This is a genomic window from Algoriphagus lacus, from assembly GCF_003583985.1.
Lineage (GTDB): Bacteria > Bacteroidota > Bacteroidia > Cytophagales > Cyclobacteriaceae > Algoriphagus > Algoriphagus lacus.
Map to the genome: position 1 here is coordinate 714,760 of NZ_QXML01000001.1, position 26,441 is coordinate 741,200.

Annotated in this window: 22 protein-coding genes; 9 read left to right on the top strand and 13 right to left on the bottom strand. The window is 46.3% G+C overall.

The features are described 5' to 3' along the window. Positions 1-109: 109 nt before the first annotated feature. Together D0X99_RS03000 and D0X99_RS03005 are read right to left on the bottom strand one after the other, a co-directional pair. Entirely contained in the window at positions 110-862 is a 753-nt protein-coding gene (locus D0X99_RS03000; protein ID WP_119476144.1) for a ZIP family metal transporter, read from the bottom strand. 98 nt (positions 863-960) lie between these two features. After that, positions 961-2,022, bottom strand: a complete 1,062-nt coding sequence (locus D0X99_RS03005; protein ID WP_119476145.1) for an FAD:protein FMN transferase — start codon at positions 2,020-2,022, stop codon at positions 961-963. Between the two features lie 107 nt (positions 2,023-2,129). On the opposite strand from D0X99_RS03005, the gene ruvB reads away from it, so the two are divergent. Then, a complete protein-coding gene (gene ruvB / locus D0X99_RS03010) occupies positions 2,130-3,161 on the top strand; it encodes a Holliday junction branch migration DNA helicase RuvB (protein ID WP_119476146.1) in 1,032 nt (343 codons plus the stop codon). Between the two features lie 69 nt (positions 3,162-3,230). Here the strand turns inward: ruvB and D0X99_RS03015 are convergent, their stop codons facing one another. The 3 genes from D0X99_RS03015 to D0X99_RS03025 form a co-directional block, all read right to left on the bottom strand. Beyond that, positions 3,231-4,583 carry an FAD-dependent oxidoreductase gene (locus tag D0X99_RS03015; protein WP_119476147.1) on the bottom strand — a complete coding sequence of 451 codons (1,353 nt, stop codon included), beginning with the start codon at positions 4,581-4,583 and terminating at the stop codon, positions 3,231-3,233. A gap of 23 nt (positions 4,584-4,606) precedes the next feature. Then, positions 4,607-5,893, bottom strand: a complete 1,287-nt coding sequence (kynU, locus tag D0X99_RS03020) for a kynureninase (protein ID WP_119476148.1) — start codon at positions 5,891-5,893, stop codon at positions 4,607-4,609. Positions 5,894-5,991: 98 nt separating this feature from the next. Next, positions 5,992-6,504 carry a 3-hydroxyanthranilate 3,4-dioxygenase gene (locus D0X99_RS03025; protein WP_119476149.1) on the bottom strand — a complete coding sequence of 171 codons (513 nt, stop codon included), beginning with the start codon at positions 6,502-6,504 and terminating at the stop codon, positions 5,992-5,994. 111 nt (positions 6,505-6,615) lie between these two features. On the opposite strand from D0X99_RS03025, the gene D0X99_RS03030 reads away from it, so the two are divergent. Together D0X99_RS03030 and D0X99_RS03035 are read left to right on the top strand one after the other, a co-directional pair. Beyond that, positions 6,616-7,602, top strand: a complete 987-nt coding sequence (locus tag D0X99_RS03030; RefSeq protein ID WP_119476150.1) for a dipeptidase — start codon at positions 6,616-6,618, stop codon at positions 7,600-7,602. Then, positions 7,602-8,213: a thiamine pyrophosphokinase gene (locus D0X99_RS03035; protein WP_119476151.1), complete on the top strand. Its 612-nt coding sequence runs from the start codon at positions 7,602-7,604 to the stop codon at positions 8,211-8,213. The genes D0X99_RS03030 and D0X99_RS03035 overlap by 1 nt, the downstream gene beginning before the upstream one ends. Before the next feature lie 177 nt (positions 8,214-8,390). On the opposite strand, the gene D0X99_RS03040 is transcribed toward D0X99_RS03035, so the two are convergent. The 3 genes from D0X99_RS03040 to D0X99_RS03050 form a co-directional block, all read right to left on the bottom strand. Continuing rightward, positions 8,391-8,999 carry a nitroreductase family protein gene (locus tag D0X99_RS03040; RefSeq protein ID WP_119476152.1) on the bottom strand — a complete coding sequence of 203 codons (609 nt, stop codon included), beginning with the start codon at positions 8,997-8,999 and terminating at the stop codon, positions 8,391-8,393. Between the two features lie 61 nt (positions 9,000-9,060). Then, on the bottom strand, positions 9,061-10,578 hold the full coding sequence (locus D0X99_RS03045; protein WP_119476153.1) for a S10 family peptidase: 1,518 nt from the start codon (positions 10,576-10,578) through the stop codon (positions 9,061-9,063). A 113-nt stretch (positions 10,579-10,691) separates the two neighbouring features. Continuing rightward, on the bottom strand, positions 10,692-12,929 hold the full coding sequence (locus tag D0X99_RS03050) for a TonB-dependent receptor family protein (protein ID WP_119476154.1): 2,238 nt from the start codon (positions 12,927-12,929) through the stop codon (positions 10,692-10,694). A 233-nt stretch (positions 12,930-13,162) separates the two neighbouring features. Here D0X99_RS03050 and D0X99_RS03060 point away from each other — a divergent pair, with 233 nt between their 5' ends. The 5 genes from D0X99_RS03060 to D0X99_RS03080 all read left to right on the top strand — a co-directional run bounded on the left by D0X99_RS03060 (position 13,163) and on the right by D0X99_RS03080 (position 22,080). Further along, complete coding sequence (locus D0X99_RS03060) at positions 13,163-16,270, top strand: PVC-type heme-binding CxxCH protein (protein WP_119476156.1); 3,108 nt, start codon at positions 13,163-13,165, stop codon at positions 16,268-16,270. Positions 16,271-16,301: 31 nt separating this feature from the next. Further along, a complete protein-coding gene (locus D0X99_RS03065) occupies positions 16,302-17,489 on the top strand; it encodes an FG-GAP repeat domain-containing protein (RefSeq protein ID WP_119476157.1) in 1,188 nt (395 codons plus the stop codon). 171 nt (positions 17,490-17,660) lie between these two features. Next, complete coding sequence (locus tag D0X99_RS03070) at positions 17,661-19,712, top strand: alpha-L-fucosidase (protein ID WP_119476158.1); 2,052 nt, start codon at positions 17,661-17,663, stop codon at positions 19,710-19,712. Between the two features lie 93 nt (positions 19,713-19,805). Further along, the gene (locus D0X99_RS03075) at positions 19,806-20,378 is read left to right on the top strand and encodes a gluconate 2-dehydrogenase subunit 3 family protein (protein WP_119476159.1); all 573 of its coding nucleotides are present in this window, start codon (positions 19,806-19,808) and stop codon (positions 20,376-20,378) included. Continuing rightward, positions 20,371-22,080 (top strand): GMC oxidoreductase, encoded by a 1,710-nt coding sequence (locus D0X99_RS03080; RefSeq protein ID WP_119476160.1) that lies wholly within the window; start codon positions 20,371-20,373, stop codon positions 22,078-22,080. Before D0X99_RS03075 ends, D0X99_RS03080 begins: the two co-directional genes overlap by 8 nt. Positions 22,081-22,216: 136 nt before the next feature. On the opposite strand, the gene D0X99_RS03085 is transcribed toward D0X99_RS03080, so the two are convergent. The 4 genes from D0X99_RS03085 to D0X99_RS03100 are packed head-to-tail and all read right to left on the bottom strand — an operon-like array spanning position 22,217 to position 24,203. Then, positions 22,217-22,501, bottom strand: coding sequence for a hypothetical protein (locus D0X99_RS03085; protein ID WP_119476161.1), 285 nt, complete (start codon positions 22,499-22,501; stop codon positions 22,217-22,219). 37 nt (positions 22,502-22,538) lie between these two features. Continuing rightward, a complete protein-coding gene (locus tag D0X99_RS03090) occupies positions 22,539-23,309 on the bottom strand; it encodes a Spy/CpxP family protein refolding chaperone (protein WP_119476162.1) in 771 nt (256 codons plus the stop codon). 34 nt (positions 23,310-23,343) lie between these two features. Further along, entirely contained in the window at positions 23,344-23,697 is a 354-nt protein-coding gene (locus D0X99_RS03095; protein WP_119476163.1) for a hypothetical protein, read from the bottom strand. Continuing rightward, positions 23,694-24,203, bottom strand: a complete 510-nt coding sequence (locus tag D0X99_RS03100) for an RNA polymerase sigma factor (RefSeq protein WP_119476164.1) — start codon at positions 24,201-24,203, stop codon at positions 23,694-23,696. The genes D0X99_RS03095 and D0X99_RS03100 overlap by 4 nt, the downstream gene beginning before the upstream one ends. Before the next feature lie 130 nt (positions 24,204-24,333). On the opposite strand from D0X99_RS03100, the gene xerD reads away from it, so the two are divergent. After that, a complete protein-coding gene (gene xerD / locus D0X99_RS03105) occupies positions 24,334-25,230 on the top strand; it encodes a site-specific tyrosine recombinase XerD (RefSeq protein WP_119476165.1) in 897 nt (298 codons plus the stop codon). A 740-nt stretch (positions 25,231-25,970) separates the two neighbouring features. Here the strand turns inward: xerD and D0X99_RS03115 are convergent. After that, complete coding sequence (locus D0X99_RS03115) at positions 25,971-26,402, bottom strand: hypothetical protein (RefSeq protein WP_147392178.1); 432 nt, start codon at positions 26,400-26,402, stop codon at positions 25,971-25,973. Positions 26,403-26,441: the final 39 nt, after the last annotated feature.

A 26,441-nucleotide genomic window follows, 5' to 3' on the forward strand; every position in this document is an offset into this window, starting at 1 on the left:
TCCATTAAAAACCGAATTTTTTTAGAAACAACCCGAAGCATGTTCAAAAACTTAGCGGAATAAGTTCGGTATTTGAAAAAATCTCCTTGATTTCTTGAAGACTACGAAATCACACCAAATACTCCGATGCCATAGCCAGTGCAGCGGCTAAAAAAGTAACCATGAGCTTATTCATCTGAAATTTGTGATGTGGGCTGCTTTCAAAAAAGATGGTTGTGGAAATATGCAAAAACCCTCCGGTCACCAATCCATAGAGCAAACCGATTCCTTCTTTGGAGAGTACCCCCTGTGAAATAAAGAACGAGCTCGACAGCATCCCCATCGGAGAAGCCAAAGCAAAAACCGTTAACAGCAGAATTGTCCACTTCTTACTCAAGGAGGCAGAGAGAACTGCTGTCAATGCAAATGCCGCCGGTCCTTTGTGCATAATAATTCCCAACAAAACCGTCTTGTCACTGTGTGCATGTGTGGATGCGATGGCATCTCCAATCACTACCGTGCCGTGAGACAGCAGTGTTCCTTCCAAAAAAGCATGGATGAAAAGCCCAACCATGAGGGTGATGACGCCTTTGGAAGTCTCCGAACTGTGCTTATGAATGTGTCCGTGCTCGATTCCTGAGGACCAAAATTCCAACACCTGCTGCAATAAAAAGCCCAATAGGATATATAATCCCATTCGGCCGTGGTCGTATCCCGTACTGAACAACTCCGGAATGATGTGCAAAATGGTAATGGAAAAGAGGTAAGATCCCGCAAATACCAATACCAATTTGAAATAGCGCTCTCTGAAAGCAGGGGCAAAAAACACCAACAAGCCCGCAATCATTGCAGTAAGAAAAAGAAGCAGAAAGTTTATTCCCATTGTGAATTTGAGCCATTCCTATTTGTCATCGGAACAGCTCTTGTCGGTGATAACCTCCGCAAAGGTAATAAAATTCAATAATGTTGCATTTAGCTTTATTACTTTACCTGAAAAGATAAATAACGGGTGAGCTCAGGACTGACATATTGCTTCAATTTTCCGCCCTTTTCATTGTAAATCAACAGCATTTCCAGATCGGTCCGGCTGGAATCCAATCGTACTGCCTCCCGCCAGCCCAAGACCATAAGTGCATCGGCCATTGCATCGGCGGTTTTTGCATCCGGCCCGATGACAGTTGCTCCCAACAATCCATGAGTCACAGGATAGCCTGTTCGCGGGTCAAGCGTAAAAGAAAGCCGCACTGAATCTTTGGTGTAGAATTGCTCAAAATTTCCTGTCGTCGAGATTGCCTTATCCTGAAGTGCCACAACGCCCTCCGCCTTTTTACCCATACTGTCTGCAAGATAAAGCAGCCCAATTTTCCAGAGTTCATCTTTTTCGTTTAGTCCCTTTGCCAGGTTTTCCCCGCCGATTTGAATCAGGTAGTTTTTAATCCCTTTTCTTTCCAATAATCCTGCGATCAGATCCACCGCATAGCCTTTGCCTGATCTGGAAAAATCAAGAAAAATCCCCGAATTGGTTTTTCGGATGAGCGTGTCTGTCACAATGACTTTTTTCAATCCTACCATAGAAAGTACCTTGCCCACATCGGTACTGTCCTGAAGTCGAGCTCCGGAAGGTGAAAAAGTCCAGATTTTTTCAATGGCTTGTTGAGTTGGATCCAGCGCCCCACTCGTAAGGCCATACATCCGGTCAGCCTCAGTGAGTACACTTACTAGGATTGGAGAAGGAGAGAGCAAGGTGTCCCTGAGATTGAGTTGATTGATTTCCGAAGTGGGCTCATAGACGGAAATGCTCTGATTAAAGACCTTCAGAAGCGAATCCACTGAGGCTTGAAAGTTTCGGTTTTCCTCATCCAGATAGGTGACTTGATAATCCGTCCCCATAGTTTTGCCCGAAAATGAAACCTTGCCTGATTCGGATTTTGGCAATTCTTCGGCTTCAGGTTTCCCTTCCCTGGTCCTGTAGGCATAGACCAAAACCACGAGTGCAAAAAGTACAAGGGAATAGATGATGTTTTTCCGTGCGTTGGAATTCATTTCAACTCAATTTTCAGGCGAATTTAGGTCATTTTTTGTCAGTACAGGTAAAATGGAAAAGATCTCCGCATGGGGTTTTGTTTATATTTGTGTGTACCCCAAAAGTCATGAGAGAAGATTATCTGAGAGGAGATGAGGAAGAATTAAGCCCAAAAGACCGGGAGTTTGAGCGCGCCTTAAGGCCGTTGAGTTTTGAGGATTTTTCCGGTCAGGCCAAAATCATTGAGAATCTCAAGGTTTTCGTGCATGCTGCCAAAAAGCGGAAAGAGCCACTGGACCATGTTCTGTTGCACGGCCCTCCTGGTCTGGGAAAAACCACCCTGAGCAATATCATCGCAAATGAACTCCAAGCTGGGATCAAAATTACCTCCGGTCCTGTATTGGATAAACCTTCCGATTTGGCTGGATTGCTGACCAATCTTGAAGAAGGCGATGTGCTTTTCATCGATGAAATTCACCGCCTGAATCCCATCGTGGAGGAATATCTCTATTCCGCTATGGAAGACTTTCGGATCGATATCATGCTGGACAGTGGGCCAAATGCCCGCTCAGTGCAGATTTCACTCAGTCCGTTTACCCTGATCGGGGCTACTACGCGATCCGGCTTGTTGACTTCTCCGCTCCGGGCGCGATTTGGGATCAATTCCCGATTGGAATATTACGATGCCAAATTGCTGACGGATATCGTTACCCGATCAGCTGGAATCCTTCAAACTCCAATCGATGAAGTAGCTGCCTTTGAAATTGCCCGACGCAGCCGTGGTACTCCCCGAATTGCAAATATGCTGCTTCGCCGAACCCGTGACTTTGCGGAAGTAAAAGGCAATGGAACCATCACGCTCGAAATCGCCAAAATTGCCTTGAATGCCTTGGACGTGGATGAAAATGGCTTGGACGAAATGGATAATCGAATCCTGCTGACCATTATCGAAAAGTTCAAAGGCGGACCGGTGGGCCTGAGTACCATCGCTACAGCCTGTGGGGAAGAAGCCGAGACTATTGAGGAGGTTTACGAGCCATTTCTGATCCAGGAAGGCTATATGAAGCGCACTTCAAGAGGGCGAATGGCTACCGAATTGGCATACAAACACTTGAAAATCAAACCAACAGGAGCCAGCGGAATGTTGTTTGATTTGTGAGGCAGGAAAAATAAAGGCCTGTCAGGTTTTCAAATCCTGACAGGCCTTTAATTATAAGTTTTAATTGGTCTATACTGCTTTTGAGGTTTCCATCTGATAGATAATATCCTCGTAGTCGAGCTTATTCCAGTTTTCGGTGATCAGCGGATCGGCCATCACCTTGTTCATGATTGCTTCCTGAAGTTTGCCCTGAGCATAAGCTTCCGCATAACCCATATCAGTGAACGTCACCATCGTGTAGAGCGGAATCCACTCCTTTGGGTAGAGTTCATGAAGTTTGGCTTCAATTTTTTTGCGGAGCAAAAACTTTGGATCGGCAACTGAATCCCGCATCTCGATGAAGTTTTCCATTGCCAACTGGCAAATGGCATCGGTATCGGGCTTACGTTTTTTCTGAAATTTTTCAAAAACCAAATCCCAAGCATTGGTGCCCAGTTTTTCAATGAGTCCGTTCAGAATAAAGCAATCCTCAAAGCCGCAATTCATGCCCTGACCATAAAAAGGTACCATGGCATGGGAAGCATCACCCAACAGGAGTGCATTTCCCTGAACCCAAGGATAGCATTCGATATTGATTAGGGCTGCTGTAGGATTTTTGAAAAACTCGTTCTTCAAATCCGGCATCAGCTGATACGCATCGTCGAAGTAAGCCCTGAAGACAGTCTCCAAGTCTTTTTCATCCTTGATTTTGTCAAAGCAAATTTTTGAACCTTCGAAAGGAAGGAAAAGCGTACAGGTAAATGACTTATCCGGATTGGGAAGTGCAATCAACATAAATTTTCCCCTAGGCCAAATGTGCAGGGCATTTGGATCCATGGCAAACTCACCGGAAGGTGTAGCCGGAATCGTCAGTTCCTTATACCCATGCGAAATATACTCCTGCTTATAGTTAAACCGAATTTGCTTTTGCATCGCCATTCTCAGGGAGGAATAGGCTCCATCCGCTCCGATGACCACTTTTGGGTTCAGTTTCTTTTCTCCTTCGGTAGTTTCAAAGGTTACTTCATGAGTTCTGAAATCCACCTCAACACACTTATGATCGAAGTGTATTTCAGCTCCCAATCGCTCGGCTTCCTCAGCAAGCAATTGGTTGAATTTTCCTCTGGAAATGGAATAGATGGCCTGATTAGCCTTTCCGTAAGGAATAAAAGTGGTTCCTCCATGCTCATCATGGACTTTTCTTCCATACATGGGAATAGCCAAAGGCATGACCTTGTCTTTCAGCCCGACTTGCTCAAGACTTTTCCATCCCCGATGGCTAAGGGCCATGTTAATGGATCTACCAGCTTCTAAATAGGGATTTTTGCGCTTATCGGGCCGCTTGTCATATACAGACACATCCAAACCCTGGCGCTTGAGATAAATGGCCATCAGGCTTCCGATCAATCCGGCGCCCAAGATGGTGATTTCGTTTTTTTTCATCGGATAGGTTTATCCACGCTTCTTTAAGCGAATTTCTCCAGGGATTGTTCCAAAATTTTCGCAAATCGGAACACATCCAAGAAGCTGTTATACAGTGGAGTAGGGGCCAGGCGGATCACATTGGGATTTCTCCAGTCACCTACTACACCATGTTTGTAAAACTCATCGAAGACGGCTTTGCCTCCCCGATGAATCAGCAAAGATAACTGACAGCCTCTTTCTTGGGGGTTTTTGGGAGTTATTATTTCCAAAACTCCTGATTCTCCGCTGATTTGGCGGATTAGAAACTCCAGATAGCCGGTTAGTTTTTCACTTTTTTCACGGAGATTTTCTATGCCGGCTTCCTGAAAAATATCCAATGAAGCCTGATGCGCAGCCAAGGCCAAAACATTTGTATTGGCCAATTGCCAACCGTCGGCTCCGTACATTGGAACAAAGCCTTTTTCCATTTTGAACCTCTCGCCCTCATCATGTCCCCACCAGCCTCCAAATCGGGGCAAGTCAGGCCGCTCAGCGTACCGCTCATTCACAAAAATCCCGGAAATATTCCCAGGACCTGAATTCAGGTATTTATAGCTGCACCAGGTGGCAAAATCCACATCCCAATCGTGAAGTTTCAAGACCGCATTTCCTGCGGCATGGGCCAAATCAAACCCGGCCAAAGCTCCAACAGCATGGGCAGCCTCTGTGATGGCTTTCAGATCAAAAAACTGTCCGGTGTAATATTGAATCCCGGCCATATTGACCATCGCCAAGGATTCACCCTGTCGGTAAATTTCCTCCAGAATATCCTCTGTCCTAAGGGTGAATTCTCCCGGTCTGGGCGCCAATTCTACCAACACATCCAAGGGATCCAATCCATGGAATTTGATCTGGGTCTCGAGCATGTATTGGTCGGAAGGGAATGCGCCCGCTTCCACAATGATTTTGTATCGCTCCTCGGTCGGCTGATAAAAAGACACCATTAGCAGGTGGAGGTTGACCGAAAGGTTATTCATAGCCACCACCTCGTGCTCCTGGGCCCCAAGGATTTCAGCCAGGGCCGGTTTGGACTTTTTGCGGATATGATACCAGGCATCTTCCCCGTGAAAATGCCCATCCACTGCCAAATCCGCCCAGTTATTCAGTTCTTTTTCGAGGTAATCTTTGACTGATTTGGGTTGGAGGCCAAGTGAATTTCCGCAGAAGTAAATGGCTTCCCTGCCGTTTACTTTGGGAAAGTGAAATCGGGATCTGAACTTTGAAAGTGGATCTTTTGCATCCATTTCACGGGCAAAAGATTCTGAGTATTGGAATGTATTTGGGTTCATGATTTTTCTTGTCAAGGGTAAATGAACTACCGTCCACCGCCCTTGAAAATATATGTTGAATTCTGATTTATCTTGCCGTCGACAGTGGACTGTTGACCTTACTTTTCCATCACCGTACCGCAGCTTTTGCAAGTCCTCCGATCCAAACTGGACCAGAAGCGCTCCATGACCAGTGGAAGTTGGGTGACAATGTCGGTGAGTTCCACATATTCTTCGTGAAGACGCTCACCGCAGTTTTCGCAGTGCCAAATGAAGCCGTCTTTTTCTCCCGCTCTTCGGTATCGTTCGATCACTAAGCCGATGGTATTGGCCGGACGGCGGGGAGAGTGCGGAACTTTTGCGGGTAAAAGAAAGATTTCCCCTTCTTTGATTTCGATGTCTTTGGGCTTGCCGTCTTCGATGATTTTCAGGACGATGTCCCCTTCCAACTGATAGAAAAACTCCTCGCCTTCGTCGTAATGATAATCCTTTCGGCTATTGGGTCCACCTACGACCATGACGATGAAGTCATCGTTGCCTTTATAGACCTGCTGATTTCCGACTGGGGGCTTGAGCAAATGACGGTTATCGTCAATCCACTTTTTGAAATTGAAGGGTTTTGCAACGGCCATTTGTATCAGATTTTGGATGAATTTGATTTGTTTTAACTCCTGAGGGGCCTAAAAGTATTAAAAAACCTGTGCTTTTTTTGGCTTATTTTGCTCAAAATCCCCTTTAAAATCATGAATTTCCCCATCGCTGACTTGCACTGTGACCTCCTATCATTTTTGGCAGTGGTACCTGGTGCAAATCCTTTTTCCAAGGAACAGATCCCTTGTGCTTTTCCCTGGATGCAGGAAGGGGGAGTGTCGATGCAGGTGATGGCGATCTACACGACCGTAGAGCCGGGAAGTATGCAGCTAGCCCTCCGGCAGGCGGAGATTTTCTCCCATCTTCTTCAAAAAGAAGAAAAAACGGTCAGATTTTTCGATTCCAAATTCCTCAAAGATCCAACTGCAGACTCACGAATCGGCATCATTGCCGCTGTGGAAAACGCGGCCGGATTCGGTCATGAAAAAGCGACTTGGCCGGAGATTTATGCCCAGTTTGACGCGCTGGTCAATAAAGTTGGGCACTTAGCCTACATCAGTCTGACCCACCATACCGGAAACCGCTTTGGCGGAGGAAATTATACAGAAGGCATCGGACTTAAAGAGGACGGAAAGCGACTCCTGGAATACATGGCCGGCAAGCGGATTCCGATTGACCTCTCTCATACTTCCGACGCATTGGCGGCGGGGATTTTGAATCACATCGACCGCCACCACCTGCCGATTCCGGTGATGGCCAGCCATTCGAATTTCCGGACGATCTGGGATCACAAGCGAAACCTGAGTGATGAATTTGCACAGGAAATCATCCATCGGGGAGGAATCATCGGTGTGAATTTTCTGCGGGAATTTCTGGACCGGGAAGTGCCGGAGCGGCTATTCGAGCACTTGCTCTATGGCGCCAAACTAAGCGCGGATTCCATCTGTTTTGGAGCAGATTTCTTTTACACGAAGAATTTTCCGGATAAAAGCAGACATCCCTTCTACTTCTCATTGGCCGAAAATGCCGGAAAATACCCGTCACTTTTGGAAGCCTTGAGTCATGATTTGAATGAATCCCAGCTCCGCAAACTGGCCTTTGAAAACGTTTATAATTTTTACCAAAAACTCTGGAACTGATGTCCAGTCATCATTTCGTCAAAGAACAGCAGGAACCGGCCGTATTCATTTTGGGTACGGAAGGCCTGAGTTTCGATTCGGTTGCACCGCTTTTGGAGTGGGTGCCAACGGTCTTGGTTTGGCAGGAATGCCTGGACGAGGTCCTGAGTTGGGGTATCAAGGTCGATGTGATCCTGACCACGGAAGAGTTTCAACAGGAAAACCTCCAGCTGCTGGAGTCCCAATATCCCGTCAAGTTTCTTACTTTATTGAATGAAAAACCACTCGAAGAAGGTCTGCAATACCTTTTGGCCACCAAGCATCCGGCGGCACATTTGGTGGGTGTCTCGCATTTGACTTGTCATAATTTGGAGGAAAAGCTGAACCAGTTTGACCTGACAGTCATCGATGGAGGTTGGAAATACTATCCCGTCAAAAGTGGGAAATTCAAAAAGTGGTTTGCAGAAAGCACCATTCGACTTTTGGGAAAAGAAGGATTACCTGTGGAAATTTCCAATGAAAACGGCAAACTCATGCTTCCTCTTGTTTACCTGACACAGTTGGAGGTGCCGGAGGGGATCACTGAGATTTTTGGAACAGGGATATTTTGGGTGGGGGAGTTTGTGAATTGAAAAACTGGAAGATTGAAAAATTTGAAAATTTCAGGACTCCTGTCGATTAAAAATTGTATGGAGCTTAAAATCTTACTTGATCTCGTAAATCGTACTTCGTAAATCAAAAATAAAGGAAGGCTCTCACCTTCCTTTTTACATTCCTTATTAAGATCGCTTCCTACCTCGCGATGAGGACTACTCCCTAATCCACCCCACTTTATCGGCAATCGGCTGGCGCTTGCCTTCCGGCCAGTTATCGGTAGCTGGCTTTGCGACGTAGAAGAATCCCATCAGCATATCCTCCCCTTCCAGTCCGAAATCTTCTCTAGCTTCGCCCCAGAATGTTGGTCCGCCGGTACCCCAGTAGCATGCCAAACCGTGCGCACAGGCAGTTAAGTACATGTTTTGAACAGCCATGGCTGTGGCGGCGATTTCTTCCATCACCGGAATGCCCGAACCCTCCGTTCGCTTCATCAGAATGGCAATCACGTGAGAAGCTTTCAATGGCTGTTCCTTGAATTTCTGGTAGGTGGCCTCGATGAAAGGGGTTCCGTTTTTCTCAGCCCGCATTTTATACATCTCCGCTTGGTAATCCGCGAATTTCTTCAAGCCTGCACCGGTGTAGACGATGAATCTCCAAGGTTGAGTGACTTTGTGAGTCGGTGCCCAGTTGGCATTTTCCAGAATTTCCTCGATGATGGAGTCATCTACAGGATCATTTTCTTTGAATTGGGCGACAAACATGGATCGACGTCCACGGATGATTTTGGTTACTTCTTCGGTATTGAAATCGGGTCTTTGCATTATTTCTGATTTTTACATTCAAGTAAATTCTTCCTTGTTTTTGTTCCTTTAGCCACAAATATTATTTCAACATGCCCTCCAAAAACTTCCGCACATCTATCGCCAACGCGTCAAAATCTTCCTGTCTGTTGTACATCATATGGCCAGCTTCATAATAAGTCATTTGAATCCTTTCCTGTGGGAAGTCATGTCGTGCAAAGGTGTATTCCGCATCAAAAAAGGGAGTGATCAGATCGTAATACCCGTTGGCAACCAAGACTTGAAGTTTGGTATTGCGGTGCATAGCTTCGCTCAAAGACCTTGCTGTGCTCACATAAGTCGGTTCCCAATAAGCCCCATCCGGCACAGGCTTCCAGTTCCAGCTCCCTCCCATTCCCTCGGCTGAGGTAAAGTAAGGCCTGTCCAGATTCACCTTTAACTCCCGCATCAGGTAATCGTTGAATACAGCCGTGTAGGCCGAGCCAGTCATATAGCTCGCTGGATCACCCAAGACCGGTCCTTCTGCGATTTTGTCTGTTTCCTCTGCCAGATATCTTCCATCCAGAGTCCCTATGGCTTTCCCTTCTTCACGCAGCAGCTCTTTTTTGAACCGGTGCATCAGGATCTGATTGTCGGAGTGAAGGATGTAATTCTTATCCAGACCGGTGAAATAGGCCAGTTTTTCGGCGATTGCCTCTTTCTGGGCCGGGGTTTGTTTTTCCCCGAGGTAAAGCGACTTCAAATAATCCCCATATGCGAAATCCCGCGCTTCCTGCACAAAAACTTCCAGGGTTTTACCTTGCCCGGCTTTGCCATGATACCACGCAGTCACAGCCTGAGAAGGTAGGTAGGTAAAAAAGGAGGTCAGGTTATCCGCCCAACTCGAGGATCCTGCATAATCCAAAGCCTGAGAAATCAGGATAATTCCATTCAGGGCCATGCTTTGGCCTCCGCCTTCCAAAACTTCGGCTACTTTGGCCGCTCGAGTGGTGCCAAAGCTTTCTCCTGCCATGAATTTTGGAGCTTGCCAGCGACCGTTTTTAGTCACCCATAGGCGCATAAACTGGGCAATGGATTCCGCATCTTGATTCAATCCCCAGAAATCGGATGTTTTCCCGACTCCTTCGACTTGGCTAAATCCCGTCCCGATGGGATCGATAAACACCAAATCAGTCAAGTCCAGTAAGGCCTGGTTGTTTTCCACAAATTTGTATGGCGCTGCACCGTCATCGGTTTTGGCTTCTGAATCTGTCTTGACCACCTTGGGACCAAAGAATCCCATGTGCAGCCAAACGGACGCCGAGCCAGGCCCTCCGTTGAAAATGAAAAGTACCGGTCTTTTGGAAGAGTCGACGCCTTCCCGGAGGTAGCTCGTTGACCACATCGATCCTGTTACTTCCCCTTTGCTGTTCTTGAGAAAGGTCTCTCCGACAATGGCCTTGAAGCTGATTTTTTGCCCGTTAAAGGTGCCGGTATGTACCGATTCAAACTTTTGAGGTTCCCGAGGGACCCATTTTGTTTCGCTTTTTTCCTCTTGGGAAAATGAGATTCCCGTTGAAAGCAAGAACACTAAAATTGGAAATAGGAAAAGTCTTTTCATAACGGCTGTTGAATGTGAAAGAAGGTGGTCTAACCATCTTCTGAGATAGGTCAGGATTAATTTCCGAACTCGTTCTTTGGGTAGGCTAATATCTTGTGTCTTTAAACTAATATCTAGTAATTAAATCCCACTTTAATTCCCCCATACCAATTTCGAGTCGGTGCCGGCTGATAGAATCTTCCACCGAAAGCATTCAGGTCATTTCCGAGCGAGTAGCTTTCATCCAGCAAATTGTCCACGCCGGCAAAAGCCTCCAGATCCCAGTTCCCAAAGGTTCGGGCGTAGCCAAATCGCAGATTGACCAGATCGTAAGCCTCTTGATACACCGTATTGGCATCATTCAGCGGAAGTTTGTCTGTAAACTGATGAGTAAAATTGAAGTAGAAACCAATTGAGGTTCTCAAGTCCAATCGGCTTACCAGGTTGTGAGGAGGGACACCAGTCAGGTCATTTCCTGAAAAATCATTGGTCTGCTTCGCATAATCCACAAACTTGAAAAACTGACCCGTGTAGGCAGTTCCGATCAAGAGGTCTTTGATAAACCCGCCGGAGTTTCTCAAAATGGCATAATCCACAGCAGCTTCGATTCCCTTTTGATCAGTCGAACCAGCATTGCGGAAGAGCACCACGCCGTTTTCATTGGTGTAAGTCGTAATGGTCTCGTTTAATTTGAGGTAATAAGCAGTCAAATCCACATTTAGCCGCGCTAGGCCAAGACGATAGCCGACTTCATAATTGACTCCTTTTTCCGCTTCCAAATCAAGATTTAGACTTCCCTCATTGGTGCGGACTTCGTCTATGGTGGGAGGTGAAAATCCGCTGCTGAGCGATCCATAGACTGAACTGAAGGAATTGAGCTTGTAATTCAACGCAACCCGCGGCACTACGATTGGGTCAAAGGTTCGAGTCTGAAGTCCTGTCGGTCCTCCGGTGGCATCGATCTGTCGGTCCACTTCATACCCGGAGAAGTTTTCACTCAAGCCGAGGGTGAAAAGCATTTTGGTACTCAGATTCCATTCTGCCTGCTGGAAAAAGAATCCCTGGTAGGCTCTCAGCTTGTCAGAAAATCGTACCGTATCCGCGACTCCAGCCCGGTTCCCAAAGTTCTGCGCATCGGTCAAGCCATTTTGGTACTCCGCTCCCGCGATCAGACGAAGGGCTTTACCAGCCAATTTTCCGTCATGGACAAACTTTGTTCTAAGGCCGTACCCAAAGCCCAGTTCCTTTTTGTAATCCAGGATGAAGGGATTTTCAAAGTTGTTGGTGTTGAGGTAAATCGTTGTGTTGTTGCTGGTTTTTTCCGAAAACCGATACAAATGCCCGAGTGAAAGCAATACTGCCTGCTGGGAAATGGAGCTGTTTTGAGCAACAGAACCCGGTCGTGCCTGACGTGGATTTTCGGCAACTTGGGCAGCATTCAGTGCGCCGGGAATTTGGTAATCCAGATCGGAAATCAACAGTTGGGTTCGGATTTCCTGCTTTTCTGAAACCGGAAAAAACCCTCCCAATTGAAATACCTGACGATCCACCGCAGAATGGTCCCGATAGCCATCGGATTTTTGACTGACGAAGGAGGCTTCGATTCCGCCATCGCCGACTTGCTGGGAAAGGCCCAGTCTGAATCGACTCAATCCAAAATCTCCCGCCAGGTAATCGGTGGAAATTCGGTTTCCGGAGATTTCAGGCTGGCTGAACAGGGAAATTGCTCCGCCGTTTCCGGCGCCATAGATGCTTCCTGAGGGACCTTTGACTACTTCGGAAGTTTTGATGTTGGCAAGGTCAAGGAGATTGAGCGCGGTGGTTCCATCCGGAGAAGTGAAAGGCACCTCGTTCCAGTAGACTTTCACATTTCTCACTCCAAACGGAGACCGAAGGGAGCTTCCCCGGATCGACACGCGGTAGCTGGCCGGAGCCCGTTCTTCAATTCGGATTCCTGGTTTGGTATTAAATGCATTGACGGGGGAGGTTTCGTTGAAGCGATTGAAATCCCGCTCCGAAACCTGAACAATGGCAGCTGATTGTTCCAAAAGCGGTCTTTCGCTTTCAAAAGCGGAAACGGTCACTGTCCCAAGATTGAAAATGGTCGGGTTGAGTTTCACCTCATACTCCCCCGGTCCATATTCCTCTTCTCTGCTTTCATACCCTTCCAGCGCAAAAGAAACTCGGATCGGTTCACTGCCGGGAATGGCGATAATTCCGGAGGAATTGGTGCGTAGGATTTTGTCTTTTCCGGCTTTTACCCGAACGTTTTCCAAGGGAATACCTGAAACCTGATCGGTGATTTTAAACTGGATTTGGGCTTGAAGCCCGAAACTGATTATAAGGAATAACAGGGTAAGTGTCTTTTTCATGCAGGAAAATTAAGAGGAAACTTGCAGACAAAAGCCAGAAACACTCTTAATGGTTTCTTTTTGCTCTTTAGGAATAAAAGGTTTTTGGATTATCCACTCCAAAGATATAGAAAGCTCGATGGTCTGGTTTTGAGAATTCGATTTAAAAAGATAATTTCTGTGAAATTTTCTATGGAAAGAATCAAATTTCACAGAAGATTTGCCCATCCCATAATCACCTATCCTGAAATTTTATGAAGTATTTCATACCTGTAATCCTGGGAGCCTTTCTGATTATTTCTTGCAAAAACACCCCAAAGGAAGACGAATACGACCCGGATGCTTTTATCAATCCCGAGCTTTTCAAGGATCATATCCGCAGCACGGATTTTCAGACTCCTGAGCAGGAATTGGCCGGTTTTCATTTACCTCCGGGTTTTGAAATCAACCTTTTCGCTTCCGAACCGGACATCACCAAACCAATCAACATGGAGTTTGATGACCAAGGAAGGCTGTGGGTGACCCACTCCATTGAATATCCCTATGAAGCCTCGACTGGGTCCGGACAGGATAAAATCACCATCTTGGAAGATACAGACGGAGATGGGAAGGCAGACAAATTCACGGATTTTGCCAGCGACTTAAACATTCCCATTGGCATTATGCCCGTAAAAGGCGGAGCCGTGGCTTTCAGCATACCAAACATTTATTTTTTTGAGGATAAAAACGGGGATGACCGATACGACGAAAAGCGTGTCCTATTGGGGCCTTTTGGACACGAGGATACCCATGGCATGATCAACAACTTTTTCAGAGGATTGGATGGGTGGATATATTCCTCTCACGGATTCAGAAATACTTCGAATGTAGCCGGCGCGGACCAAGACTCCATTAATATGACCTCCGGAAACACCTTCCGATTTAAAATCGATGGAAGTCATGTGGAACAAACTACCTACGGTCGGGTCAATCCTTTTGGATTTGCGGTGGATGATTTGGGCTATCTCTATTCCGCAGATTGCCATTCAATGCCGATTTATCAGACGATTAATCAGGGTGATTATCCACATTTTGGAAAAAAAGCCCCCGGTTTGGGTTTTGGACCACAGATGATGGACTACCAAATCGGCTCCACCGCTCTGTCAGGACTTGCCTATTACAACGGACCTGCATTCCCCGAAGCGTACCGCAACAGCTTCTATTCAGGTGATGTGGTTGCTTCCAGGGTAAGCAGAAATACTGTTTCATTCACAGGATCTACTCCTCAGGCCAAGCAAGAAAAAGACTTTCTGGTCAGTGAAGATCCTTGGTTCAGACCCGTAGACATCAAAATCGGTCCCGACGGAGCGCTGTACATCGCCGACTTTTACAACCGGATCATCGGGCATTATGAGGTTCCTCTGGACCATCCCGGACGAGACCGAAAAAGCGGCCGTATCTGGAGGATAACCTACAAAGGCCAAACCGATGAAAAGATCGATTGGTCCAAAGCCAATCTGGATGAACTTTTGAAGGGCTTGGGAAGCAGCACCTTCAGTCAGCGAATGATGGCTTCCAATCGACTGGTGGATTACCAGGGAAAAGAGGCAGTAGCTCCTCTAAAGAGTCTGATCAAAGACTCGAAGGCTTCTTCTCACCAAAAAGCCCATGCCTTGTGGGTACTCAAAAGATTGAATGCCCTGAGTTTTGAAGAACTTGCCCAAGCCGCCAAGGGAAAAGACCAGGAAGTGAGAGTCCATGCTTATAGGATTTTGACGGAATACGAATCTCTGGATGCAAAACAACGGGCTTTGGTTTTGGAAGGAATGCGGCATACAGACCCGCATACCCAGCGGGCGGCAGCAGATGTGTTGGTCAGGCATCACCATTCCGATCAGATCAAGCCAATGGTTTCTGTGGCTCAGAGTGTACCACTCTCGGATACTCACCTGAAGTATACGCTGATGATTGCCTTGAGGGATCACCTAAAGGAACCGGATATTCTAAAATCGACCGTTGCACAGACTTGGACAGAACAGGAAACCAAACTCATCATGGATGTACTAACGGATGTGCAATCCCCAATTGCTTCAGAATTTCTGTTTGCCAATCTGAAAAAATATCAGACCCCAACTGATCGAACGGTTGTTTACCTGGAGCATGTGGGAAGGTTTATTCCAGAAAACCAACTGACTCAAGCGATTGATTTTATCCGAGAAAAATTTAAGTCAGATGCTCCTGCACAGTACACCCTTTATACAACCATCGAAACAGGAATTGGTCAGCGGGGTGGATCGGTCAACAAGAAACAAATGACTGACTGGGCCATCAGTTTCGCAGGAGATTTTCTGAAAAATCTGGAAAACAAACCTGAGCCTGTTGCCGATAAGCCTACCGCCCATGTGGACGAGGAGTACGAATTCTTTGAGGAAATTTCCCGTCGGCAGGTATTTGCCGCAAACGTTGCCAGTGCAAACAAATTAATGGCTTATGAAAGCGGATTGCAGAACTTACTAAATGCTACGTGGGCAAAAAACAGGGCAAGGGCAATGGCTGCCAAAGCACTTTTGGACATCAACCCTTCCAAAAATTTTGATCTGGTAGCTGAAAAACTTAATGATAACACATCGGAACAGGCGTTCCGGGAGGAACTGGCCCGCACCATTGGCACCTCGACCTATTCGGGAGTGACCTCCCTTCTCAACCAATCTTTAAAGGATGCGCCGAGTGGATTGCAAGTGGCAATTGCCTCGGTATTTGTCAATTCGGCTGAAGGTAGAAGCAATTTGCTCCGGGCCGCAAAAGACGGCAATATGTCACCCAGAATCCTGATGGACCGAAGAATCAATGAACAGCTGCTGGCCAAACTGACACCCGGACAAAAGAAGGAATATGATGCACTGACTGCCGGGATGGACACCATGCTGGAAGAACGACAAAAACTGATCGAAGCCCGATTGGCCAGATTTGATCCCAAGCCGGATGTGGAAAAAGGCAAGGCAATCTTTGCAAATACCTGTACGGTCTGTCACCAAATCAACGGTCAGGGAGGAATCATCGGCCCTCAGCTGGATGGAATCGGGAATTGGGGTCGGCGGTCCCTTGCCGAAAAAATCCTGGATCCAAACCGGAACATTTCGCAGGCATTCAAAACCTACACCTTGACCCTGAATGACGGCAAAGTCCTGAATGGCTTATTCCGAAGAAGCGAAGGGGAACTGGAAATCTATGCAAGTACCACCGGACAGGAATTTTCGGTCGCCAAAGAAGACATTAAAGAGAAAAAAGCTTCCCAGTACACCCTAATGCCTGACAATTTTGGCGAGACGCTCTCGGAGGAAGACTTCGATGCTCTGATCGGTTACTTACTCACCCAGAAATAAATTTCATACCAATAGATTAGACCTGAACCTTATGAAAACCTCCATTTCCTTCCTTCTGATTGAAATTTTTGGATTGGGCTTTTCCCTGAGTTGCGAAGGGCAGATGATGGCCAATCGGGACAAAAGCCAGGATATCCCATTTCAAAAAACGGTGCTCTTTTCTGATTTTGTGTCGGAGGGAGTGGCTGTGGGAGACGTTAACAATGACGGAAAAATCGACGTGATGGCAGGTCCGTTTTGGTTTGAAGCACCAACTTGGAAGCGTCACGAAATCTATATCCCCAAGCTCTACGTGGCCGAAAAAGAATGGAGCAACTCGATGCTCAACTTTTCTCTGGATGTCAACCAGGACGGCTGGGTGGATTTTGTCCGGGTGGATTTCCCCGGCAAGGCTGTTTACTGGCATGAAAATCCTCAGGGAAAAGACAACCACTGGAAGGAGCACCTGATCCACGAGACAGTGGGTAATGAATCACCCAATTTTGTCGATGTTGACGGAGACGGGAGAAAGGACATCCTTTGCGGCGACGTAGCCAACAAGCAAATGATCTGGCTGAAATCCCCTACAGTAAAGGGCGAGGTAGCTTGGAAAAAGTACACGATTAGCCAACCCGGAACACCGGGATCTGAAAACTTTTCCCACGGACTGGGCTACGCCGATATCAATGGGGACAATAGGTCAGATGTGATAATCCGTGAAGGATGGTGGGAAAATCCCGGAGATCCCTCCCAGGCGAATTGGACTTGGCATCCAGCAAACTTGGGTGAACCGAGTTCCCACATGTACACGTTTGATTTCAATCAGGACGGGCATCTCGATGTATTCACTGCTTCTGCCCATGAGCGCGGAATCTGGTGGCATGAAAATGAAGGGGATGGATCCAGCCAGAAATTCAACCGGCATACACTTACCGAAGAAATGTCTGAGACTCATGCAATAGCCTTTACAGACATTAATGGTGATGAAAAAAAAGACTTTGTGACAGGCAAGCGCTACTATGCCCACATGCGTCAGGGAACCGGAGCATTGGAACCTGCCTATCTATATTGGTTTGAATTTGTCCCTGGCGAAGAACCCCAATGGCTGGCTCATCAGATTGATGACGACTCAGGTGTCGGACTGAATGTGGTAGCGGAGGACATAAACAAAGACGGATTGACCGATGTGGTCATTGCCAACAAGAAAGGAATCTTTGTGTTTGAACAAAAAAAGAAATAGCCATTTAAAACTCTGAGACCTGATCATTTTCATCCGGCTAATCTTCAGAAGCCAATGGAAAATGAAACCTTCGGATTTTTTTAATATTTACAATAAGCCCAATACACTTCCCTTAATTTTTTCTATAAAATCTGATTTAAAATCGGTAGGTTTTCCCCCAATTATCCGCTTATGAAGAAGTTTGTTTGGCCTTTTTTTGCATTGGGACTTAGTTTTTGCCAGGAGAAAGTAGCTCCACCTGAGCCTGTTTTGCCTGTTCCCCACGAGCGCCAGATCGGCTGGCAGGAACTTGAATTCTATGGTTTTGTCCATTTCAACATGAACACTTTTTCCGACCGGGAATGGGGATTTGGGGACGAAAAACCGGAGCAGTTTAACCCCACAGCCCTTGATGCCAGGCAGTGGGCCCGAGTGGCCAAAGAATCTGGGATGAAAGGATTGATCATCACGGCCAAGCACCACGACGGGTTTGTACTTTGGCCATCAGCCTATACCGAGCATTCGGTGAAAAACAGCCCTTGGCGTGACGGAAAGGGCGATTTGATCAGGGAATTTGTCGATGCCTGCCGGGAATATGGTTTGAAAGTAGGGATTTACTATTCGCCTTGGGACCGGAATCACCCCGACTACGGAAAGTCCGAATACATCACCTATATGCGCAATCAACTCACTGAATTGTTGACCAACTATGGAGAAATCTATGAGGTATGGTTTGACGGGGCAAACGGCGGAACCGGCTGGTACGGGGGAGCCAATGAAGAGCGGAAGGTGGACAAATTCAGCTATTACGATTGGCCTGCGACTCATGAGTTGGTCCGAAAACTCCAGCCCAATGCGATGATGTTCAGTGACGCCGGGCCGGACGTGCGCTGGGTGGGAAATGAACACGGGTTTGCGTACGAGACCACCTGGTCCAATCTTATGCGGGATTCGGTCTATGCCGGTATGCCTGATTTTGACAAGTGGGCTAGCGGTCAGGAAAACGGAACGCATTGGGTTCCCGCTGAGTCTGACGTCAGCATCCGTCCGGGATGGTATTATCATGCCTATGAAGATCACAAGGTGAAGACGCTGCCTGAACTGATGGAGATTTATTACAAAAGCATCGGACAAAACAGCTCCCTTTTGATCAACTTTCCGGTGGATCGTCGTGGGCTGATTCATGAAAAAGATGTGGAGGCTATTCTTCAACTGGCGGCGAAAATCAAGGAAGATTTCTCAGTAAATCTGGCCCAGGAAGCCTCTTTCGAGGCTAGTTCAGATCGGGGAAATGGCTACGAAGTCGAAAATCTGAACGATGGGAATTTTGATACCTACTGGACTACGCCGGATGGTCAGATTCAGGCTTCAGTCGAGTTGGATTTTGGAAAACCTGTTTCCTTCAATCGGCTTTTGCTCCAGGAATTTGTAAATCTGGGACAGCGGGTGAAGGCTTTCTCCTTGGAAAAAGAGGTGAATGGCACTTGGGAAAAAATAGCCGAAGGCACCACCATCGGCCATAAGCGGATTTTGAGATTTGCCGATACCGAAGCGCAAAAAATCCGGGTCAATTTTCTGGATGGAAAAGGAATTCCGGTCATTTCAGAAATCGGAGTTTATTCAGCCCCCGCCTTGCTTTTTCCTCCCAAAATAAGCCGAACTCCGGCCGGAAAAGTAACCCTCACTGCCGCCGAGGAAAACCTCGACATCTACTTTACCACAGATGGAAGCGCTCCAAAACCGGAAGTAAATCGCTATTCCGGTGAGTTCGACGTTCCAGATGCCGCCACCGTGCAGGCTATTGCAGTAGATCCCAAAACTGGAAAAAGTTCAGGGCTGGGTAGGGTGGATTTTGATCTGGCAAAAGGAAGCTGGAAACCTGTACAAGCCGACTCAAACGCCGTGAAATCCATTGACGAAAATCCACAGTCTTACTGGACCTCTTCAAAAAATGAACTGATTCTGGATCTGGGAAAAGAAATTTCGCTGAAAGGATTCACCTACCTGCCCATGCAAGCGAGATATCCAAGCGGCTACATCGCCGAGTATGGGCTGGAAGTGAGCTTGGATGGAAAAAGCTGGAAATCAGCCGCACGCGGTGAGTTTTCGAATATCCAAAACAGCCCGATCGAGCAGACAGTCCGATTTGATCCGATTCCCGCTCGCTTTGTCAAATTGAAGGGACTGAGGACCACTGATGGAAATCCTTCAACTTTTGGAGAATTTGGAATTTTAACCCGTTGATTCGCTTTTATTGCCATTTATATTTCCGGCTGTGGAATTCAGGAAAAATTCCCTACTTTCTAACTCTATTTGCTTTAAACCCAATTTACACCTATGAACAGACGCCATGCTTTGCGGCATATCGCGCTGATTTCCGGAGGACTAGCTTTGATTCCTTCCTGCGACTTCAGCAAAGAGGACATCCTTGCCGCCTACGAAAACCTCAAAGTAACCGCATCCCAGAAAGCCCTTTTGGGGGCTATTTCTGATACGATAATTCCGGCCGGAGAAATCAAAGGAGCACTCAATTTGGAAGTTCCTGACTTTATTTTGGTGATGGTGAATGACTGCTTTACCAAAGAAAATCAGGACAAATTTACTGCAGGACTCACGGCATTCCCTGATTATGTCCAGAAGACCGCAGGCAAAAAATTTGAGGCCCTTTCCACCAAAGAGAAAGAAGAACTAATCCTCAACGGAACCAAACTTGAAGGAGATGACACGCCGGAAGGAAAGGAGCGAGGCAATCTTTCGTACTTCCTGAATTCCACCAAGCGATTCACCATCCAAGGCTACATGGCCTCCGAATACATCCAAACCGAAATTATTCCTTATTCCCTCATCCCCGGAGAATACAATGGCGCTGTCCTGATCTCTGACCTACAAAAACCACGAATCAATGGCTAATCTGAATATTCGCAGCAGACAGGAACGAACTTACCAAGCCATCGTTGTTGGTTCGGGAATCAGTGGCGCCTGGGCTGCTAAGGAACTATGCGACTTGGGTGTGAAAACGCTCATGATCGAACGCGGTCGAAATGTGGAGCATATCAAAGATTACCCTACGACCAATCTTCTTCCATATGAATTTGAGCATCGGGGACAAATTCCTCAGAAAATCCAGGAGGAAAATCCAGTAATCAGCCGTTGCTATGCCTTCCGGGAGGACGCTATGCACTTTTTCGTCAAAGACACCGAGCATCCTTATGTTCAGGAAAAGCCCTTTGACTGGATTCGCGGCTATCAGGTAGGCGGTAAATCCCTACTTTGGGCAAGACAGGTGCAGCGTTGGTCAGACTTTGACTTCGAGGGTCCGGCCCGGGATGGATTCGCCGTGGACTGGCCGATCCGATACAAAGACATTGAAAAATGGTATAGCCATGTGGAAAAATTTGCCGGGGTTTCCGGAAACAAGGATGGTTTGGCCCACTTACCTGATGGGGAGTTCTTGCCAGGCTATGAGCTGAATGTGGTGGAAAAGTATTTTGCCGAGCAGCTCAAAAAACACTATGGCAATGACCGGCACATGATCTCCTCTCGCTGTGCTCACATTCACGGAAACGCTGAATTTTATGCACAACAAGGTCGGGCTTTGTGCCAAAACCGGAACCTGTGTCAGCGAGGGTGCCCATTTGGAGGCTATTTCAGTTCCAATTCCTCCACCATTCCATGGGCTTTGAAAACCGGCAATCTGACCATCCGTCCTGATGCGGTGGTGCAATCAGTCATTTATGACGAGGAAAAAGGAAAGGCTACCGGAGTCAGGATCATCGACCGATTGACCAAAGAGACGGAAGAGTTTTATGCCGATGTAATTTTCATCAATGCGGCAGCACTCAATACCAATGCGCTATTGCTGAATTCCACTTCCAACCGTTTCCCCAACGGTTTGGGCAATGACAGCGGATTGCTTGGAAAATATGTGGCGTTCCACAATTACCGGGCAAGAGTTTCAGGAGAGTACGAAGGACACTCTGAATACACCACCTCTGGTGGCCGGCCAACCAGCGGCTATTTCCCAAGATTCCGAAATGTATACAAGCAGGAAACCGACTTTCTCAGAGGTTATGCAGCAGGATTTTCTGCTGGTCGAGGCGTAGGTCCGGATACCAGCGGAATCGGCATGGATCTGAAAAACAGCCTGCTCAACCCGGATAAATATGGTCCTTGGAGGGTAGGGTCTCACATGATGGGAGAGACGATTCCGAAGGAAACGAATTACGTGGCATTGGATCCAAATCTGAAGGACGAATGGGGTATGCCTCAGCTCAAAATCAGTGTGGACTACGACGACAACGACGAGAAGATGGTCAAGGATTACATCGAGCAGATGACCGAGATGTTCACCAAGGCTGGATTTACCAATATTCAGTCCAACGACAGCAAGCAGGCGCCAGGTTTGGATATCCACGAAATGGGCGGCGTACGCATGGGTAAGGACCCAAAAACCTCCCTGCTCAATGCTAACCATCAGCTGCATGCCGTTCCAAACGTCTACGTGACAGATGGTGCTTCCATGACCTCCACTTCCACCCAAAACCCTTCGCTTACTTACATGGCTTTTGCAGCAAGGGCAGCCCATCACGCAGTGGCGGAGAGTAAAAAATGAAGAATTGAAAATGTAGAATTAAGAAAAAGCCCAAATCTTTCGATTTGGGCTTTTTTATGAATCTCCTGAAGGCAAATGCTTAAGTTCTCAATCGGGTGGTTAAGCTATTCAAATAGAAACAAACTAAAAGAAGAATCTAAATCTTTCGCTCGAGCCAAGCCAAGATTCCCAGCCAAAGGAGAAATTTAAGACTTAAGGAAATAGCAACGTAAAAGATCCATTCATCAGGTCTCACGCTAGGAAACAACCAAGTCAAGTCGGAATCCACTTCAATGTCCCAATCTGAAAACAATCCCTCAGAAGCCAAATAGGCTATGTAACCACTTCCAATTGCCATAATCGCCAGAAATACCTGACCGATTTTGAGAAAAGTTTTTCCAAGAAGGGCACCTGGATCCGTAAAAGAAAGTTCCGTGTTCATAGCTCAGGGATTTTATCAATCAGGTCTAAATTTAAGATCAGAATTCCAAAGGTGCATCACCTGGCTTCTGTTTTAGGGTGATGATGATCGCTCCGTTTTTGCCGTTTTGCCCGAACTTTTCAATGGCCTTTTCGCCCTTCCAAACTTCAATTGACTCGATGTCTTCTGGCTTAATCTCGCTGACGCTTGGGACTTTCATGTATTGCGTGTCCTTTTTAATGTAATAAGCAGGACTTGATTCTGGGGAATTCGGGCTTTGGATATATACCGTTGATTTATCTGTTCCGTAGACTCTTGTTGTCCCATTTATTGTAGCTGTTGGTGACTCTTTACTGATTCTGTATTGAAAAGAAGATTGGGGAAAAGTTGCCGTAGTTCCTCCGGGAGCATATTCCCAAGAGGTAACTCTGCCCATTACCTTGGTTTTTTTGAGTTCACTTTGCTGGCTTTCGGTCAGTTCATTTTTTATGGCGACCAGTGTAGTGAGTTGCTTTTTTTTCAGCTGATTTTCCAGTTCCAGCACTTCGTCCATCTGTCGGGAAACGGCTGCCGCATCGGGCTTGGGCTGCTCGAGGAGCTTTTTCAACTTCTCCGTAGCGGCATCCAGATCCCATTTTAAGGTACTGAAGTCGGCGGCATTGGTGCTATGGATTTTCTTGATCTTGTCTGCCTGAGTATCCGAAAGGGAGATTTTGTCCCGGTTTTTCATTACCAGGTCGGCAGAATAGAGGTATTCCTGAAACATGTCTTGCGCCTGGGTCAGGCTTGAAGTCAGGAATAGGAGCAGAAAAAGACTTCGTTTCATCATTCTTTCTAGTATTTAGTTTTTTAAATGTCTTGAATCAATATTCCGCCAAAAGCGAAGCGGTTGGAGATTCCCAGGTTTCCAGGTAGGTTTTTTCCTCGATTAGGATTTGTTGTTCTTTGTTTTCATCCTCTTGAAGTGTAATGATAATTACCTCTGCAGGAGGATCCGGTGAAGGTTCTTCACTTGGCCAAAGGAAAAATCCCAAAGCCAAAGAAGCGGCAATGCCCAAAGGAATCCACCAAGTAATGCTTCCTTGGCGAGCCATTTCCGGAAACTCCGGTGTGGGGATTTTCTGATCATTTTCCTTTAGCTCTTGGAAAAAAGAGCTTAGTTCGGGGTCTTTATCGATGTTCATTTTTCTTTCTGATAGCACAGATGATTTTTTCATTTTGAATCCTTCGAGGTCTTGGTTACCTCAACGGATCGCCGGAGTTCAATCCACTCTTTCAGTTTTTTCTTTCCCCGGTCGTAGTGGGTTCGGATGGTGCCGATATGCAATTGGAGCACTTTAGCGGTTTCCTCCAGTGTCATGTCGTGGTAAAAGACCATCAGCAATACTTCCTGCTGCATTTTGGGAAGTCGGCGAATCAGGTCCTCATGACTTTCCATTTCCGTAGGTTCTGATTCCCAAACCATATCTTCCTCTATTTCTACTGCCACCCATTTTCCTTTTCCTCGGAGCTCGTCCAGTGCTGTGAAACGGACCACAGAAAACAGCCAAGTTTTGGGATGCTCTTCGGTTTTCAGTCGGGCTTTCCCTTCCAAGACTTTTAAATAAACCTGCTGAATCACATCTTTGGCCAATTCTCCATCAAATCCGCAGCACTGTCGGGCCCATAGAAAGGCTTCTCGGTGATACTGTCGTAGAAAAGTTTCAAGTTGGCTTCGGTTCATTTACACTACTTAATCGGGAAAGTGAGGCTTATGTATGACAAGGATTTAAAAAAGTTGAAAGGTTGAAATATTTTAATATTGGAAAGTTGGGGCAACCTTTCCACTTTGCAAGCTTTCCATTTCCAATTACATGTGGAGTCCCCTTATCCGCCAATTTCGTCATTACCTCAAGCTGGAGCGATCACTAAGCGAAAATTCCATCGAGGCCTACACCCGCGACGTGGAAAAGCTGTCGGCTTTTGCCGAAAGAGAATTTGCCGGTAAAGGTCCGCTTGAGCTCGAATTGGAGCATTTGCGTCGCTTCGTCAATGCCCTTGCTGCGCTGGAAATTTCTGCTTATTCCCAGGCTAGAATCATTTCCGGGATCAAGGCATTCTATCGCTTTTTGATGTATGAAGACCGAATCAAGGAAGATCCCGCCCAACTCCTCGAAGCACCCAAACTCGGCCGTAAACTTCCAGACACCCTGAGCTATACCGAAATTGAGCAGTTGCTGGAAGCGATTCCGCTAGGAGAATCCGAGGGTCATCGCAACCGTGCCATGCTGGAAATGCTGTACAGTTCCGGTCTTCGGGTGACTGAACTGGTTGAACTGAAAAAGGGACAGATTTTTTCTGATGTCGGATTCCTAAGAGTGGTGGGTAAAGGGAATAAAGAACGGTTGGTTCCTATCGGAAGGGATGCCTTGCGATATCTGAAAATCTATGAAGAGGAAGTTCGCGTGCATCAGACTCCGGCGAGGGGCCATGAGGAATATGTATTTTTAAACCGGCGGGGGCAAAAACTCACCCGGGTGATGGTTTTCCTGATTATCAAGAAAACCGCAGAGCAGGCCGGAATCAAAAAGAACATCAGTCCGCATACCTTCCGGCATTCGTTTGCGACACATCTGATCGAAGGAGGAGCGGATCTTCGTGCCGTACAGGAAATGCTCGGGCATGAGAGCATCACGACCACGGAGATTTATACACACCTGGATCGGGATTATTTAAGGCAGGTGCTGACGGAATTTCATCCAAGGAAGTAGGGGAATTTAACGTTCCGCGGCTTGGCGCAGTAGCGGCTGCGTGAACGTATTTTTTCTTGCTAATATAAGATTTTCCAGCGGAAAATCGAACGTTGTTGTTAAAACTAAAAGTAGCTATTGTGCCAAACCGCTGTTATAGGATGTGTTTTTTTCTATTTTATAAGTCAATTTATTTCACTTTTTTTTTCCCTGATAAGCCAAATTAACGTCAAGATATTTAGTGTCAAAATTACGATGTTTAATTTTACAAATTCAGACAGAGCTAATGTCCAATATCTTATTGTTATTTGTCCGCCACTTAACAGACTCCAAATTGTCAAAACGATACTTGTAAAAATTGTTGTCAACCATACAAATGGTTTTTTTGTTATCCATTTCAATCCAAGTGTAATAAGTAACAAATTTAGTGCTGTCAATATAAAAATGTATGGCAAGTATAGAAAAGTCCCAAAAACCACAACATTCATATCGCCATTTTCTTTTTCGTTAAATGCTAAAAACAACAATATTGTCAATACAAGGATATGAAAGAAAAAATGGTAAAAGAGTTTTGAATTCATTGGATAATGTCTTTTAGTTGTTTGTTGTTTAACATTGCCTATGACGTTTTGCAGCTACCCGAAGGTGGCGATTTCGAAGCGCTTCACTGTCAACCAAGCAGAAAATTTGATAGAAGCACAAAGCTTGTTTTATCCACTGAACTGCCACTTTTGGGTAGGTGCTGTTAGCGTTAGTTGCATTTACACTCTCTTTAATTTAAGTTTCTTAATGTCCCACGGATATCGCTCAACTCTTTCCTCTTTGTAGTCTATAATTTCAAAGGTTTCTACTTTGTTAAGAATTTTGATTTCAATTGTTTGTCCAGTTTTACTTTTTTTAATCTTTATTGATTGTTTACCATTTGTCCAGCGTTCTCTTCCTGGTTCGGTGCACAAGTATGAATTGATAAATTTGAAATCAGACTTAGATATCCTTAACACTACAATGTCGCAGGTCTGATTGCGGTACGGCCAATTAGCGTCCTGAATAAATTCAATTGTGTCGCTCTTGTAATATAGACTGTCCTTGTTGTCAGTTTCCCAGTCACCGGTAATGTCATTGCGTTTCACTTGTCCAAATGATTGTCCAATTGTCACTACGAATATGAAAATTGTCAGAAGTCCTTTATTCATGATTTCTTTGTCCAATGCAATGCACGCTAACGTTTTGGC

Excerpts from the sequence above, each read along its gene's own strand:
- D0X99_RS03000 (WP_119476144.1), bottom strand. The coding sequence starts at position 862 with ATGGGAATAAACTTTCTGCTTCTTTTTCTTACTGCAATGATTGCGGGC.
- D0X99_RS03005 (WP_119476145.1), bottom strand. The coding sequence starts at position 2,022 with ATGAATTCCAACGCACGGAAAAACATCATCTATTCCCTTGTACTTTTT.
- ruvB (WP_119476146.1), top strand. The coding sequence starts at position 2,130 with ATGAGAGAAGATTATCTGAGAGGAGATGAGGAAGAATTAAGCCCAAAA.
- D0X99_RS03015 (WP_119476147.1), bottom strand. The coding sequence starts at position 4,583 with ATGAAAAAAAACGAAATCACCATCTTGGGCGCCGGATTGATCGGAAGC.
- kynU (WP_119476148.1), bottom strand. The coding sequence starts at position 5,893 with ATGAACCCAAATACATTCCAATACTCAGAATCTTTTGCCCGTGAAATG.
- D0X99_RS03025 (WP_119476149.1), bottom strand. The coding sequence starts at position 6,504 with ATGGCCGTTGCAAAACCCTTCAATTTCAAAAAGTGGATTGACGATAAC.
- D0X99_RS03030 (WP_119476150.1), top strand. The coding sequence starts at position 6,616 with ATGAATTTCCCCATCGCTGACTTGCACTGTGACCTCCTATCATTTTTG.
- D0X99_RS03035 (WP_119476151.1), top strand. The coding sequence starts at position 7,602 with ATGTCCAGTCATCATTTCGTCAAAGAACAGCAGGAACCGGCCGTATTC.
- D0X99_RS03040 (WP_119476152.1), bottom strand. The coding sequence starts at position 8,999 with ATGCAAAGACCCGATTTCAATACCGAAGAAGTAACCAAAATCATCCGT.
- D0X99_RS03045 (WP_119476153.1), bottom strand. The coding sequence starts at position 10,578 with ATGAAAAGACTTTTCCTATTTCCAATTTTAGTGTTCTTGCTTTCAACG.
- D0X99_RS03050 (WP_119476154.1), bottom strand. The coding sequence starts at position 12,929 with ATGAAAAAGACACTTACCCTGTTATTCCTTATAATCAGTTTCGGGCTT.
- D0X99_RS03060 (WP_119476156.1), top strand. The coding sequence starts at position 13,163 with ATGAAGTATTTCATACCTGTAATCCTGGGAGCCTTTCTGATTATTTCT.
- D0X99_RS03065 (WP_119476157.1), top strand. The coding sequence starts at position 16,302 with ATGAAAACCTCCATTTCCTTCCTTCTGATTGAAATTTTTGGATTGGGC.
- D0X99_RS03070 (WP_119476158.1), top strand. The coding sequence starts at position 17,661 with ATGAAGAAGTTTGTTTGGCCTTTTTTTGCATTGGGACTTAGTTTTTGC.
- D0X99_RS03075 (WP_119476159.1), top strand. The coding sequence starts at position 19,806 with ATGAACAGACGCCATGCTTTGCGGCATATCGCGCTGATTTCCGGAGGA.
- D0X99_RS03080 (WP_119476160.1), top strand. The coding sequence starts at position 20,371 with ATGGCTAATCTGAATATTCGCAGCAGACAGGAACGAACTTACCAAGCC.
- D0X99_RS03085 (WP_119476161.1), bottom strand. The coding sequence starts at position 22,501 with ATGAACACGGAACTTTCTTTTACGGATCCAGGTGCCCTTCTTGGAAAA.
- D0X99_RS03090 (WP_119476162.1), bottom strand. The coding sequence starts at position 23,309 with ATGATGAAACGAAGTCTTTTTCTGCTCCTATTCCTGACTTCAAGCCTG.
- D0X99_RS03095 (WP_119476163.1), bottom strand. The coding sequence starts at position 23,697 with ATGAAAAAATCATCTGTGCTATCAGAAAGAAAAATGAACATCGATAAA.
- D0X99_RS03100 (WP_119476164.1), bottom strand. The coding sequence starts at position 24,203 with ATGAACCGAAGCCAACTTGAAACTTTTCTACGACAGTATCACCGAGAA.
- xerD (WP_119476165.1), top strand. The coding sequence starts at position 24,334 with ATGTGGAGTCCCCTTATCCGCCAATTTCGTCATTACCTCAAGCTGGAG.
- D0X99_RS03115 (WP_147392178.1), bottom strand. The coding sequence starts at position 26,402 with ATGAATAAAGGACTTCTGACAATTTTCATATTCGTAGTGACAATTGGA.